This window comes from Kineococcus siccus, from assembly GCF_009906795.1.
In the GTDB taxonomy this organism is placed as follows: Bacteria; Actinomycetota; Actinomycetes; order Actinomycetales; family Kineococcaceae; genus Kineococcus; species Kineococcus siccus.
Genome location: NZ_JAAALN010000117.1, coordinates 1 through 13,792, shown reverse-complemented (window position 1 = coordinate 13,792; position 13,792 = coordinate 1). Strand labels below are relative to the sequence as shown.

Here is a 13,792-nt window from a genome sequence, read left to right as displayed (position 1 = left end):
TCCCCGACAGGCGCGGGCGCACGTCGACCGCGGCGGGCGCGCCGGCCCCCAGCTCGACCACGACCGTGCGCGTCAGGCCGGGGTCCTGGCGCAGCGTGGCGCCCGGGAAGGCGGCGGCCACCGTGGCCGCCGAGTCGGCGCGCCCGCTGCCGTAGCGCACGAGCACGGCCGAGCCGGGAGCCGTGGCGTCACCGTCCCCGGTGCCCGCGACCGTGAAGCCCTGCGCCGCCAGGGCCGTCGCGGCCGTCCCCGCGGTCCCGGCGGGCGCCCCGACGTTGAGCACCTCGACCGAGACCTGGGACGGCGCGACCGTCAGGGCGGACGACGCGGACGGCTCGGCCGTCGGGGCGGCCGCCGCCCCCGTGGGGGCGTCGGTGCGGATCTGGTCCCAGAGCGTGGTGGCCGCGGCGGTCCACTGCACGCGCGCGGGGTCCCGGGGGTACTCCTCGGTGGGGACGGTGATGAACTCGACGCCGCCCGCGGGCATCTTCTGCAGGCTCTGCGCCAGCTCCACGACCGTGGACAGCTGGGCGAGCTGCGGGTCCGTGGTGACCGAGCTCGTCGCCGCGTCGAGGAACGCGTAGAGCTTGTCCGGGCGCAGGAGGATCTGCGAGCTCGTGACCTTCTGCACCATCGAGGACATCAGCGCCTGCTGGCGGGAGATGCGCGAGATGTCCGAGCCGTCGCCGACGCCGTAGCGCACGCGGGCGTAGGCCAGGGCCGTCTCGCCGTCGACGTCCTGGTGCGTGCCCGCGGTCAGGTACAGGTTCGCCCGCTCGCTCGAGATCGCCTCGGGCGTGCAGATGGTCACGCCGCCCAGCGCGTCGATCATGGAGCGGAACCCGCTGAAGTCGATGACGGCGTAGTGGTCGACGCGGACCTTCGTCAGGGCCTCGACCGTCTTGACCGTGCAGGCCGCCCCGCCCTCGGAGAACGCCGAGTTGAAGATGCCCAGGTGGGCGGGGTCCACCTGGCCGTCCGGGCCCGTGCACTGGGGGATCTGCACCATCGAGTCGCGCGGGATGCTCACGAGCCGCGCGCTGCGCCGGTCCGCGGCCAGGTGCACGAGGACGGTGGTGTCCGAGCGCGCGCCCGGGTCGGCCGACTCGCCGCCGTACTCGCCGCCCGTGCCGTCGGAGAGGTCCCGCGTGTCGCTGCCCATGACGAGGATGTTCAGCGCGGTGTTCCCCGTGGTCGGGTCCGCCGCGGCGTCCACCGCCGGGCGGTTGCCGAGGAGCCCGTCGATGTCGGCGGACTGGATGTTGCCCTGCAGCCGGTGGTAGGCCCACACCCCGCCGCCCGCCGCCACGACGGCCAGCACGACCGCCGTGACCCCGAGGACCCGCAGCACGCGGAAGGCCAGCCCGTGCTGGTGGCTGGCGTGCTGGCCGCGCGGCCGGCGCCCGCGGCCGGGGACGTCGTCGCGCGGGGGAGCGACGTCGGGTGAGGTGGCCACGGCACGACGATAGGAGACGACGTCCACTGCTCCCCGCCGGATCCCCGAGGTCGCACCAGCGCGCGTGCGAGGCCTTCACACCCGGGCGCCCCCGCACGCCCGCCGGGTACCGCTCAGGGGTTGACGGTGCCGATGTCGTCGACGCGCTGGTTGAGGGTGTCGACGCACTGCTGGATGGCGGCCTCGCTGTTGCCGGCGCTGCTCACGCAGCTGGCGAACTCGCGCCCACCGGTGTTCCACACGGCGCCCACCGTGACCGCGAGCACCACGGCGACGATCAGCGAGAGCACGGTGCCGACGATGCTCGTGACGAGCCCGACCAGCGCGGTGCCGCGGTTCGTCGCGCGGCCGCGCCGGGCGCGGCGCAGGCCGACGATGCCGAGCACGATGCCGACGAGGCCCGGCAGCAGCCCGAGGCCCAGGAGCCAGAAGAGCAGCAGGGACAGGATGCCGAGGATGAGCGCGGCGATGCCCGCGCCGTTCTTCGGGGCGGCCGGCGGCGTCCCGTACGGGTCGCCGTAGCCCTGCCGGTCGTAGCCCTGGTGGCCGCTGCCGTCGGGTCCGGTCGTCGACGCCATGGTCTCCTCCTCGTGTCGCTGCGCCCCCGGGCAGGGCACCGGAGACGGATCCTCGCAGGCCCGCGGGCCGGGCGGCGACGGCGACGCGGGCAGCCCCCGGGACGGGCTAGCGGCCGTCGACCGTGCCGTCGTTGATCGCGAGCCGGTCCGCCACCGCCGGGAAGACCACCGTGAAGCACAGCGCCACCACCGCGGCCACGACGAGGAGGCTGAGGAGCAGGCGCACCCACCAGGGCCCGGGGAGGACCCGCCACCACCACCCGTACACGCCGTCAGCCCCCCGCGACCGGCGCGAGCGAGGCGGGCGGCCCGGCGCCGCGGTCCTGCACGGACTCCAGCAGCGCGTGCACGACGTAGCGCTCGCGCGCCGAGTTCATCGGGTGGCAGGCCGTCATCGTCAGCCACGCCTGCGTGGGCTCCACGCCGGGCTGGTCGGGCACGGGTGCGATCACCGAGACGCGCGTGGGCCGCACGACCTCGTGCGTCTGCACGCGGTAGGTGAACCACTGGGTGGCCGTCGCCACGATCACGGCGTCGCCCGGCTGGAGGTCGGCGATCAGGTGGAACGGCTTGCCGTAGGTCACGCGGTGCCCCGCCAGCGCGAGGTTGCCCACCTGGCCCGGCATCGCGGTGCCCGCGTAGTGGCCGATGCCCTCCTTGAGGTCGTCCGTCGCGGTGCCCTCCACGACGGGCACGGCGTAGTCGGACCCGAAGCGGGGGACGTAGACGATGGCGAAGGCGTCCCCCTGCGGCGGGGTCACGTCGAGCGCCGGCGCGGCCGCTGCCGCGGGCGCGGGCGCCTGCTCCGGCGGGGCGCTCGGCCCGGGCGTGGCGGGCGCCGCGACCGCCCACTGCTGCTGCAGCTCGTCGACGGCGGCGGCCTGCGCCCGGCCCGAGGTGAAGTCGGTCCAGTGCAGCTGCCACACCACGAAGAGCAGCGTCAGCAGCCCGGCCGTGACGAGGAGCTCGCCGGCGACCCCGACGACCGCGCGCCCGCGCGGGCGGTCCGCGGCGCTCACGCCCCGGCCCCGTCGACGCGGGCGTGCTCGAGCGTCAGGGACCCGTCGTAGGCGCCCGCGACGAGGTCGTCGCTCGCAGCGACGTCGTAGCCGAGGCCGTAGGCCTGGACGTACTCGCGGTAGACGGCGATCTGGGCGCTCGCGTCCAGGGCCGCCTGCAGCCGGGCGGGGTCCCCGATGGCCGCGATCGCGTAGGGCGGTGAGTAGGTGCGGCCCTGCAGGACGAGCACGTTGCCGACGCAGCGCACCGCGGAGGTCGACACGATCCGCTGGTCCATGATCGTCATGGCCTCGGCGCCTCCGGCCCACAGCGCGTTGACGACGCCCTCGACGTCCTGCTGGTGCACGACGAGGTCGTCCGGGGCGGCCCCCACCGGGCGCGGGCCCGTGCGCGGTGCGTCGTCCAGCGTCACCCGCAGCCCCGGCCCCTGCACGGCCGTGGTCCCCGCCGCAGCGCCGAGCGCGGGGTCGTCGAGCGGGTCGGGCTGCGTGCCGGCGGGTGACGCCGCCCGGCTGAGCCGGTCGACCTCGGCGCGCAGGGCCGCGACCTGCGCCGAGCGGGCCTGCACCACCTGCGACCGCTCGCGCACGAGCGAGGGCAGGTCCGCGGTGTCCGAGCGCAGGTCGGTGCCCTGGGAGGTCTGCGCGCTGGTGGCGAAGAGCAGCCCACCGGCCGCGAGCACGAGCGCGACGCCCACCCGCCCCGCGGCGGCCCGCGCGAGGGGCCGCGGCGTGCGGCGTGCGCGGTGGCCCATCGGTGTCCCGTCGTCGTCGTCCCCGCGCCTCGCGGTCGCGGGTTCCCCCAGTGTGACCACTGGTCGTCGCACGGTACCCGCGGGGCCGGCGCGGACTACGCTGATCGGCAGTCCGCCCGCCGATCCCGGAGGTTCCCCGTGTCCCAGTCCCCGCTGCGCCGCAAGAAGCAGCGCGACGAGCCGACGGCCGCGACCGGCGACGCGGCGGCCACGCCGGCGCGCCGCACCCGCCGCGGGCGCGGCCGGGAGATGACCACCGACCAGGCCATCAAGGCCAGCAACCGCATGACGCCGCGCTGGTGGATCGTGACGATGCTGGGCCTCATGGTGCTGGGGCTCGTCTGGGTCGTCACGTTCTACCTGTCGAGCTCGCAGTACCCCGTCCCGGGCTGGGACAACTGGAACCTGCTGGCGGGCTTCGGGCTCATCATCGTGGGCTTCGCCATGACCACGCGCTGGCGCTGACCACAGCGCTCCGCGCCGGCCGGCTGTCCACGGCCTGGGGACGAGCTGGGGACGACGAGACCCGCACGGGGTCGTCGTCCACAGGTTCTGTCCACCGACTCGTCCACAGCCTGTGGATACCTGTGGGCAAGGGCTCTCGTCGTCCACAACGGTGCCCACACCCGGTGGATGACAGCGGTGTGGTTCCCCACCGGCCGTCCACAGCCTGGGGACGAGGCGGGGGTCGCCGGGCGCGGTCTCAGGGCAGGCCGACGGTCATCCGGACCGCGGCGAAGGCCAGCAGCGCCACGACGACGACCGCGACCGCGCCGACGGCCGTCCACTGGGCGGCCGCGGCGGCGGGGCCCCGGCGCCGGGACAGCAGCGCGGCTGTCACGGCCCCCGTGACCAGCCCGCCCACGTGGCCCTGCCAGGAGATGCCGGGCACGACGAAGCCCAGCACCAGGTTGATGCCGATGAGCACGAGCACCTGGTTGGACTGCCGCCCCAGCCGGCGGTTGACCACGAACAGCGCCCCGAACAGGCCGAAGACCGCCCCCGAGGCCCCGACCGTGCTGGCCCCCGCGGTCATCGGGAGCAGGGTGGCGCCGACGGCGCCGCCGAGCGCCGAGACGAGGTATAGCGCGAGGAAGCGCGCCCGGCCCAGCAGGGGCTCGAGGTACTGGCCCGTCACCCACAGGGCGTACATGTTGAACAGCAGGTGCAGCGGGCTCGCGTGCAGGAACGCCGAGGTCAGCGGCTGCCAGTAGTTCCCGGCCGCGAAGCTGGTGATGTAGTAGCTCTCCGCGTTGACCAGCGGCATGTAGGCCGATATCTCGGGCGGCAGCACGAACCCCGCGGCGTACATCGCGACGCACAGCCCGACGAGCACCTTGGTGACGGCCGTGTCGCGGGAGCGGACGGCACCGCCGAGAGTGGTGCGGGGCGCGCGGACCGTGCGGGCGCCCTCGGCGACGCAGTCCACGCACTGGACCCCCACGGCCGCGGGGCGCTGGCAGTCCGGGCAGACGGGACGCTCGCAGCGCTGGCAGCGGACCCACGACTCGCGGTCGGGGTGCCGGGGGCAGACGGGGACGCCGGCGGGCGCAGGCGCAGGGGTGTCCGGAGTGCTCACGGAGACCTCAACGCCCGCGGCCCGCCCAGCGTCCCCCTCCCGGGGACCGGCGGGGGCGTGCGGACGTCAGCTGTGCTCGACGTCGACACTCGTGATGACGACGGGCTCGCGCGGCGCGTCGCCGGGGCCGGTCGGGACCTTCTCGATCGCGTCGACGACGGCCTTCGACGCCTCGTCCGCCACCTCGCCGAAGATGGTGTGCTTGCCGTTCAGGTGCGGCGTCGTGGTCGTCGTGATGAAGAACTGCGAGCCGTTGGTGCCGCGGCCGCCGACCTTGCCGGCGTTCGCCATGGCGAGCAGGTACTTCTTGTCGAAGCGCAGGTCCGGGTGGATCTCGTCGTCGAACTGGTAGCCGGGGCCGCCGCGGCCGTCACCGCGCGGGTCGCCGCCCTGGATCATGAAGCCCGAGATGATCCGGTGGAAGGTGACCCCGTCGTAGAGCGGGGCCTTCTTCTTCTCCCCCGAGACCGGGTCCTGCCACTCCGTGGTGCCTTCCGCGAGGCCCACGAAGTTGGCCACGGTCTTGGGAGCGTGGTTCTCGAAGAGCTCGATCCGGATGTCGCCGTGGTTGGTGTGCAGAGTGGCGTGCATGCGGTTCATCCTGCCACGGCGGGCCCGGCCGCCCGGGGTGGGGAGGGGTCCGCCGCGGCCGTGCGACCCCCCACTGGACCGACGCGCCCGGGCACGGGAGGCTGTCCCCGACCGTTCACACCGGTGCTGACGTCCCGACCGCCACCGCGCGCCGGGCCGCCCGACCGACGAAGAGGAGGAACGGATGTTCCTGAAGACCAAGCCCGCCCGGAAGACGCCCGTCGAGCAGCTGCAGTCGCAGGTCCGCGACCAGGGCCTCGCGCTGGCGAAGCAGGTCGCGCCGGCCGCGGGGGCCGCCGTCGTCACGGCGAAGACCGCCGTCGACAGCGCCAAGGAGTGGGCCGCACCCGTGGCGAAGGACGCCGTCGACTGGGCCGGCCCGCACGTCGGTGCCGCCCGCGACTGGGCGCAGCCGAAGCTGGAGAAGGGGTGGTCGGCCTCGCACGACGCCGCCGCGCCCCGCATCGCCGCCGCGACCGCCGCCGCCACGGCAGCCACCGCCGCCGCGACCGCCGCCGCCGCGCCCCGCATCGCCGCTGCGACGACCGCCGCCACGGCGGCCGTGACCCCCGTCGTGGAGTCCGCCCGCGAGAAGCTCGTCGAGGACGTGCTGCCCCGCCTCGCCGACGCCGCGCACACCGCGTCGACCGCGGCGCAGGCGGCCGCGGCTCCGGCCGTCGCCGCCGCCACGACCAAGGCCGCCGGTGCCGCCGCGGCGACCGCCGGAGTGGCGGGCGTGGCGAAGAGCCGCTCGAGCGACGCGCTGGCCGTGCTCAAGGGCGAGGTCGTCGTGCAGCCCCCCAAGCGCCGCGGGCGGAAGTTCCTGCTCGTCGCGCTCGTCGTCGGTCTGGGTGCGGCGGCGTACTCCGCGCTGCGCAAGCGCGACGACGAGGACCCGTGGGCGACGCCGGGCGCGACCTGGACCCCGACGGCGACCGCGTCGTCCTCCGCCGCCTCGTCCACGCCCCCCGCGGAGCCCGCCGAGGGCAGCACCGTCGTCATCGAGGACGCTGCCGGCGCGGCCGAGCAGCAGGCGCAGGCCGGCGCGCACGCCGCCGACCAGCCCACGCCCGACCAGGGCACCCCGGACGACGAGCACCGCTGACGCCGGACGCACGAAGGCCCTCCCCGCGCAGCGGGGAGGGCCTTCGTCGTCTCACGGGGTGGAGGCGAGGGGACTCGAACCCCTAACCCCCTGCTTGCAAAGCAGGTGCGCTACCACTTGCGCCACGCCCCCCGGCGGTGGATCAGCGGACCGTGTCGGTCGCCTCGGCCCAGAGGTCCCGCTCGGCCTTGTCCGAGGCCTTGCGCCGGTAGACGACCACGGCGCCGGCGACGGCGGCCAGCAGCAGGATCTTCTTCACTCTGGACCTCCGCGGAAGGGACGGGAGTGGGCCTAACTGGATTTGAACCAGTGACCTCTTCGTTATCAGCGAAGCGCTCTAACCAACTGAGCTATAGGCCCGTGACCGCGTCGGACGCGGCTCCCCGACTGTACCCGAGGAGGGGCGGCACCCCCAAAACGCGAGGGACCGCCCCGGCCCTCAGTCGTCGGAGAGGGTGACGTGCAGCCCGCCGACGAGCGCCGAGGACACGTTGTAGAGGAAGGCGACGATCGTCGACAGCGCGGTCAGCAGCACGACGTCGATGACGGCGATGACGGTGGCCAGCGAGAGGACCTTGCCGAACCCGACGTAGTCGAGCAGGTTGATGTCGATCTCGCTGCCGGCGATGTCGCGCAGCAGGCCGTTCAGGTCGGTGAAGACGCCCATCCCGTTCAGGACGCTCCACACGACACCGGTGGCCACGACGAGCGCGATCCCCACCGCGACCGACAGCAGGAACGACAGCTTGGTCACCGACCACGGGTCGATCCGCGCGAGCGTCAGGCGGACGCGGCGGGGGACGGAGTCGACGGCGCCGGCCGAGGACGCGCGCGCCGCGGGCCGCGAGGCCGCACCGCTCTGCGCCTTGGCCGACGCGGGCGTCGACGCCGTTCGTTCGGCGGGGCTCACGAAGCACCTCCGGGCTCGGTGGAGTCGTCGTCCGGCGACGGGTCGTCGGCCGAGTCCTGCGACGGTACGCCATCCTCCGCCACGCCGCCGGGTGCCGTCGAGGCCTCCAGCAGGCTCTGCACAGGGTCGACACCCGCGTCGGCGCCCTCGGCGGCGGCCGCGTCGTCGCCCGGCCCCGCGACGTCGTCGGCGTCGACGGCCGGGACGACCGCGTCGGTGCCGTCGTCGTCGAGGACGCCGACCTCCTCGTCCACGACGCGCTCGACGTTGCGGGCCACCGCGATGATGCGGTCGCCGGTCTCCGGCTTGGCGAACGTCACGCCCATCGTGTCCCGGCCACGGCTCGGGACCTCGTCGACGCGCGAGCGCACGACGCGGCCGCCGGCCATGACGACCAGGACCTCGTCGTTCTCGTCGACGGTCAGCGCGCCCACCAGGTCACCGCGCGCCTCGGTCAGCTTGGCCACCTTGATGCCGAGGCCGCCACGACCCTGCCGGCGGTAGTCCGCGATCGGCGTGCGCTTGGCGAAACCGGCCTCGGTGACGACGAACACCTCGCGGCCCTCGGAGGCGACCGCCATGGCGAGCAGCTCGTCGTCGTCGCGGAACTTCATGCCCGTGACGCCGGACGTCGCCCGCCCCATGGGGCGCAGCGTCGCGTCGTCCGCCGTGAAGCGGACCGACATCCCCTTGCGGGACACGAGGAACAGGTCGTCCCCCTCGTCGAGCAGGGCGGCCGTGAACAGCTCGTCGTCGGTCTCGGTGCCGTCGTCGTTCTGCCGCGAGCGCAGGTTGATCGCGATGAGGCCGCCCGAGCGGTTCGAGTCGTACTCCGCGAGCCGGGTCTTCTTCACCAGGCCCGCGCGGGTGGCCAGCACGAGGAACGGCGCCTGCTCGTAGTCCTCGATGTCGAGCACCGCGACGATCTTCTCGCCCGGCTGGAAGGCCAGCAGGTTCGCGACGTGCTGGCCGCGACCGTCGCGGCCGGACTCGGGCAGCTCGTAGCCCTTCGCGCGGTACACGCGGCCGAGGTTGGTGAAGAAGAGCAGCCAGTGGTGGGTCGTCGTGGTGAAGAAGTGCTCCACGACGTCGTCCTCGCGCAGCGACGCCCCGCGCACGCCGCGCCCACCCCGGCGCTGCGCGCGGTAGAGGTCGGTGCGGGTGCGCTTGGTGTAGCCGCCGCGCGTGACGGTGACGACGACGTCCTCGACGGGGATCAGGTCCTCGACGCTCATGTCCCCCTCGAAGGGGAGGATCTGCGTCGTGCGCTCGTCGCCGTAGCGGGCCACGAGCTCGCCCAGCTCGTCGCCGACGATCTGCCGCTGCCGCTCGGGGCGGGCGAGGATGTCGTTGAAGTCCTCGATCTGCCGCATGAGCTCGTCGTACTCGTCGGTCAGCCGCTGCCGCTCCAGCGCCGCGAGGCGCCGCAGCTGCATCTCCAGGATCGCGCGGGCCTGGAGCTCGTCGATCTCGAGGAGCTCCATCAGCCCGTCGCGGGCCGTCTCGACGGTCGCCGAGGCCCGGATGAGCCGGATGACCTCGTCCATCGCGTCGAGCGCCTTGAGCAGCGCCCGCAGGATGTGCGCACGCTCCTCCGCCTTGCGCAGGCGGTAGCGCGTGCGGCGCTGGATGACCTCGAGCTGGTGGGCGATCCAGTGCCGCAGGAACGCGTTCAGCGGCAGCGTCCGCGGGACGCCGTCGACGAGCGCGAGCATGTTCGCGCCGAAGTTCACCTGCAGCTGGGTGTGCTTGTACAGGTTGTTCAGCACGACCTTGGCCACGGCGTCGCGGCGCAGCACGACGACGAGACGCTGCCCCGTCCGGCCCGACGTGTGGTCCTGCACGTCCGCGATCCCGGACAGCCGGCCGTCGCGCACGAGGTTCGCGATGTTCTCGGCGAGGTTGTCGGGGTTGACCTGGTAGGGCAGTTCGGTGATGACCAGGCAGGTCCGGTTCTGGATCTCCTCGACCGTCACGACGGCCCGCATGGTGATCGACCCGCGGCCGGTGCGGTAGGCGTCGTTGATGCCGCGGTAGCCGAGGACCTGGCCGCCCGTGGGGAAGTCGGGGCCCTTGATGCGCTGCAGGAGAGCGGCCAGCTGCTCCTCGTCGCTGGCGTCGGGGTTCGCCAGCAGCCAGGACACGCCGTCGGCGACCTCCCGCAGGTTGTGCGGGGGGATGTTCGTGGCCATGCCCACGGCGATGCCGGCGGACCCGTTGACGAGGAGGTTGGGGAAGCGCGCCGGCAGGACGTCGGGCTCGGTCGTGTGCCCGTCGTAGTTGGCCGAGAAGTCGACGGTCTCCTCGTCGATGTCCCGGACCATCTCCATGGCCAGCGGGGCCATCCGGCACTCGGTGTAGCGCGGCGCGGCGGCCGGGTCGTTGCCCGGGGAGCCGAAGTTCCCCTGGCCGTCGACGAGGGGGTAGCGCAAGGACCAGTCCTGGGCCAGCCGCACCAGGGCGTCGTAGATGGAGGTGTCCCCGTGCGGGTGGTAGTGGCCCATCACGTCGCCGACCACGCGCGCGCACTTGGAGTACGAGCGGTCGGGCCGGTAGCCGCCGTCGAACATCGCGTAGAGCACCCGGCGGTGGACCGGCTTGAGGCCGTCGCGGACGTCGGGCAGGGCCCGCGACACGATGACGCTCATGGCGTAGTCGAGGTAGGACCGTTGCATCTCCAGCTGCAGCTCGACCTGCTCGACGTTGTCGCCGGTGGGGGGTTCGGTGGTGCTCTCGGTCACGGTGCGGCTTCCCTCTCAGGCGTTCGTGCGGTGCTCGTCGGACGGCGTCACGCGTGTTCCACGTGGAACCGCTACACGTCGAGGAACCGCACGTCGCGGGCGTTGCGCTGGATGAAGGACCGGCGCGACTCGACGTCCTCGCCCATCAGCACGGAGAACATCGTGTCCGCGGCCGCCGCGTCCTCCAGGGTGACCTGGAGCAGCGTCCGGTGGGCCCGGTCCATCGTCGTCTCCGACAGCTCGTCCCAGTTCATCTCGCCCAGCCCCTTGTAGCGCTGGGTGTTGTTCTCCTTGGGCAGCTTCTTGCCCGCGGCGAGCCCGTCGGCGATCAGGGCGTCGCGCTCCCGGTCGGAGTAGGCGAACTCGTGCGCCGCACCGCCCTGCCACTTGATGCGGTACAGCGGCGGCTGGGCCAGGTACACGTGGCCGTTCTCCACCAGCGGCTTCATGTACCGGAACAGCAGCGTGAGCAGCAGCGTGCGGATGTGCTGACCGTCGACGTCGGCGTCCGCCATGATGATGATCTTGTGGTAGCGGAGCTTGTCGAGGTTCAGCTCCTCACCGATCCCCGTGCCGAACGCCGTGATGAGGGCCTGCACCTCCTGGTTGCCCAGGGCCCGGTCCAGCCGCGCCTTCTCGACGTTGAGGATCTTGCCCCGGATCGGCAGGATCGCCTGCGTCCGCGGGTCGCGGCCGCGGGTGGCCGAACCCCCGGCGGAGTCACCCTCGACGATGAACACCTCGCACTCGGCGGGGTTGTTCGACTGGCAGTCCTTCAGCTTGCCGGGCAGCGAGTTGCGCTCCAGCAGGCCCTTGCGCGTCGCGTCGCGCGCCTTGCGGGCGGCCATCCGCGCGACCGAGGCCGAGACGGCCTTGGCGGCGATGGCCTTCGCCTCGCGCGGGTTCGCCTGGAACCAGTGCCCGAGGTGCTCGCGCACCTGCGCCTGGACGTAGGTCCGCGCGATCGTGTTGCCCAGCTTGGTCTTCGTCTGCCCCTCGAACTGCGGCTCGGCGAGCTTCACCGAGATGACCGCGGTCAGGCCCTCCCGGATGTCGGAGCCCTCGAGCGTCTCGCTGTCCTTGAGCAGGGCGGGCTTCGACGTGCGGGCGTACTCGATGACCAGGTTCGTCAGCGCGGTGCGGAAGCCGGCCTCGTGCGTGCCGCCCTCGGAGGTGTTGATGGTGTTGGCGTAGGTGAACACCGACTCCGTGTAGGCCGTCGTCCACTGCAGCGCGAGCTCGACCGAGATGCCCTTCTCGGCGTCCTCGGCCTCGAGGGAGATGATCGACTCGTGGATCGGCTCGTTCTTCTTGAGCGCGTTCACGTGCCGGACGTAGTCGACGAGGCCGTCGGCGTAGTTGTAGGTGACCTCGCGCAGCTGCCTGGCGTCGGTCGCCTCGGCCTCGGCCTCGTCCTCCTCGGGCTGCGCCCGCTCGTCGAGCAGCGTGATGGTCAGGCCCTTGTTTAGGAAGGCCATCTGCTGGAAGCGGGTCCGCAGCGTCTCGAAGTCGAACTCGACCGTCTCGAAGGTCTCCGCGCTGGGGTAGAACGTGACGGTGGTGCCCGTCTCGTCGCTCGGCTCGCCCTGGACCAGCGGGGCCGTCGGCACGCCGTGCGCGTAGGACTGCCGCCACACGGAGCCCTGCCGGCGGATCTCGACGTCCAGGCGCCGCGACAGCGCGTTGACCACCGAGATGCCGACGCCGTGCAGCCCGCCGGAGACCGAGTAGCCGCCCCCGCCGAACTTGCCGCCCGCGTGCAGCACCGTGAGCACGACCTCGACGGCCGGGCGGCCCTCGCCGGCCATGACGTCGACGGGGATGCCGCGCCCGTTGTCCACGACGCGGACGCCGCCGTCGGCCGTGAGCGTCACGGTGATCTGGTCGCAGTAGCCGGCCAGCGCCTCGTCGACGGAGTTGTCGACCACCTCGTAGACCAGGTGGTGCAGGCCGCGCTCACCCGTGGAACCGATGTACATGCCCGGCCGCTTGCGGACGGCCTCGAGGCCCTCGAGCACCGTGATGGCGCCCGCGCCGTAGTCGTCGCGCGCGTCGGCGACCGCGCCGTCGTCGGTGAGCGCGTCGGCCAGCGAGGGCACCGGGCCGTCCGCCGCCTCGAGGGCCCCCTCCGACGTTCCGCCCACCTGCGCCTCGGGCTGGGCCTGCTCGTCCTCGGGACGGTTCTCGTCAGGCACGACTGGGTGTTCTCCCTCCGCGTCTCGGCTCGTCGTCGAGGCACAGGCGCCACCGGGCTGGTGCTCGGGGCGACCGGACGCGGCGCCGGTGGGCACCACGGGCCCGTCGACGGCCAGGTTCTCGGTCCATCCTACCCCGCCGGAGGGTCCTCACGGCGCTCAGCGGCCCTGTGGCGGCTGTCAGACCGTTCGACCCCCCGGGGACGTGGGGACCTACGTGCGGGCCTCCCGGCCGATCCTGGGCGCGATCCGCGGCCGTTCCCCCTTCTCACGGGGTGCCGCGGGTGGTAGGGCTCAGCCGTAGGTGTCGCGGGGTCCCCGCCCACCGGAGGCGCTGCGCCCGCCCTTGCGCCACGTGGGCCGGGTCGGGCCCTTGACGACCACCTTGGTCACCACGCCGTGCCCCAGCTCCTCGTCGAGGCGGCGCACCAGCACGCTCACGAGCAGCCGCACCTGCGTGGCCCAGGCCGTCGACTCCGCGCGCACCGTCAGCGTGCCGTCGTCGAGCGACTCGGGCGTGCAGTGCCCCGCGAGCTCGGGGCCGACCACGACGTCCCAGCGGCCGAACGCGCCGCCGACCGCGACGGGCTGCTCCCAGCCGCGCTCGCCCACCAGCCGGTCGAGGGTGCCCCCCAGCGCCTGGGGGTCCCGGGCGTCGGGCCAGGCGCCCGAGCGGGCGGAGGCGTCCCCCCGCCGGGGCCGGCCGTACGCCCTGCCGAACGCGTCCTTCGTGGCCCGCGTCCCCAGCGGCGCGCTGGAGGGCCGCAGCCCGCGGGCGCTCGCCGCCGCCCGCGCCCGGCCCAGCGCGGAGCGCGCGACGTCGGCGCCCGTGGGCCCCTCGCCCCCCGCGTTCCCCTCTGCGT

General features: G+C 73.7%; 14 protein-coding genes and 2 tRNA genes. 2 read left to right on the top strand and 14 right to left on the bottom strand.

What is annotated here, in order from left to right; all coding sequences use genetic code 11:
* The 5 genes from GTR02_RS13540 to GTR02_RS13520 form a co-directional block, all read right to left on the bottom strand.
* Window positions 1-1,456: LCP family glycopolymer transferase (locus tag GTR02_RS13540; RefSeq protein WP_166608021.1), on the bottom strand; the 1,456-nt coding region annotated here is incomplete at its 3' end.
* A 113-nt stretch (window positions 1,457-1,569) separates the two neighbouring features.
* Window positions 1,570-2,034, bottom strand: a complete 465-nt coding sequence (locus tag GTR02_RS13535) for a DUF4190 domain-containing protein (protein WP_166608020.1) — start codon at window positions 2,032-2,034, stop codon at window positions 1,570-1,572.
* A gap of 106 nt (window positions 2,035-2,140) precedes the next feature.
* Window positions 2,141-2,302, bottom strand: a complete 162-nt coding sequence (locus tag GTR02_RS13530; RefSeq protein ID WP_166608019.1) for a hypothetical protein — start codon at window positions 2,300-2,302, stop codon at window positions 2,141-2,143.
* A gap of 4 nt (window positions 2,303-2,306) precedes the next feature.
* A complete protein-coding gene (locus GTR02_RS13525) occupies window positions 2,307-3,053 on the bottom strand; it encodes a class E sortase (protein WP_166608018.1) in 747 nt (248 codons plus the stop codon).
* Window positions 3,050-3,808, bottom strand: a complete 759-nt coding sequence (locus tag GTR02_RS13520; protein ID WP_166608017.1) for a DUF881 domain-containing protein — start codon at window positions 3,806-3,808, stop codon at window positions 3,050-3,052. The genes GTR02_RS13525 and GTR02_RS13520 overlap by 4 nt, the downstream gene beginning before the upstream one ends.
* 138 nt (window positions 3,809-3,946) lie before the next feature.
* Between GTR02_RS13520 and GTR02_RS23250 the strand changes: the two genes are divergently transcribed.
* A complete protein-coding gene (locus tag GTR02_RS23250) occupies window positions 3,947-4,273 on the top strand; it encodes a cell division protein CrgA (protein ID WP_205709221.1) in 327 nt (108 codons plus the stop codon).
* Window positions 4,274-4,511: 238 nt separating this feature from the next.
* Here the strand turns inward: GTR02_RS23250 and GTR02_RS24515 are convergent, their stop codons facing one another.
* Window positions 4,512-5,387: a rhomboid family intramembrane serine protease gene (locus tag GTR02_RS24515; RefSeq protein WP_166608016.1), complete on the bottom strand. Its 876-nt coding sequence runs from the start codon at window positions 5,385-5,387 to the stop codon at window positions 4,512-4,514.
* Window positions 5,388-5,453: 66 nt separating this feature from the next.
* Window positions 5,454-5,978 (bottom strand): peptidylprolyl isomerase, encoded by a 525-nt coding sequence (locus GTR02_RS13505; RefSeq protein ID WP_166608015.1) that lies wholly within the window; start codon window positions 5,976-5,978, stop codon window positions 5,454-5,456.
* A 184-nt stretch (window positions 5,979-6,162) separates the two neighbouring features.
* Here GTR02_RS13505 and GTR02_RS13500 point away from each other — a divergent pair, with 184 nt between their 5' ends.
* Complete coding sequence (locus GTR02_RS13500; protein ID WP_166608014.1) at window positions 6,163-7,083, top strand: hypothetical protein; 921 nt, start codon at window positions 6,163-6,165, stop codon at window positions 7,081-7,083.
* Window positions 7,084-7,142: 59 nt separating this feature from the next.
* Here GTR02_RS13500 and GTR02_RS13495 read toward each other — a convergent pair.
* From GTR02_RS13495 to GTR02_RS13470, 7 genes are all read right to left on the bottom strand, one after another.
* A tRNA-Ala gene (locus tag GTR02_RS13495) sits at window positions 7,143-7,215 on the bottom strand.
* Window positions 7,216-7,225: 10 nt separating this feature from the next.
* Window positions 7,226-7,342, bottom strand: coding sequence for a DLW-39 family protein (locus GTR02_RS23240; RefSeq protein WP_338073799.1), 117 nt, complete (start codon window positions 7,340-7,342; stop codon window positions 7,226-7,228).
* Window positions 7,343-7,369: 27 nt separating this feature from the next.
* Window positions 7,370-7,443, bottom strand: a tRNA-Ile gene (locus tag GTR02_RS13490).
* Between the two features lie 79 nt (window positions 7,444-7,522).
* Window positions 7,523-7,993, bottom strand: coding sequence for a DUF3566 domain-containing protein (locus GTR02_RS13485; protein ID WP_166608013.1), 471 nt, complete (start codon window positions 7,991-7,993; stop codon window positions 7,523-7,525).
* Window positions 7,990-10,734, bottom strand: a complete 2,745-nt coding sequence (gene gyrA / locus GTR02_RS13480; protein WP_166608012.1) for a DNA gyrase subunit A — start codon at window positions 10,732-10,734, stop codon at window positions 7,990-7,992. Before gyrA ends, GTR02_RS13485 begins: the two co-directional genes overlap by 4 nt.
* Window positions 10,735-10,805: 71 nt before the next feature.
* Window positions 10,806-12,929 (bottom strand): DNA topoisomerase (ATP-hydrolyzing) subunit B, encoded by a 2,124-nt coding sequence (gyrB, locus tag GTR02_RS13475; RefSeq protein WP_420814728.1) that lies wholly within the window; start codon window positions 12,927-12,929, stop codon window positions 10,806-10,808.
* A 294-nt stretch (window positions 12,930-13,223) separates the two neighbouring features.
* On the bottom strand, window positions 13,224-13,792 hold a 569-nt coding region (locus GTR02_RS13470; protein WP_240895663.1), incomplete at its 5' end, for a DciA family protein.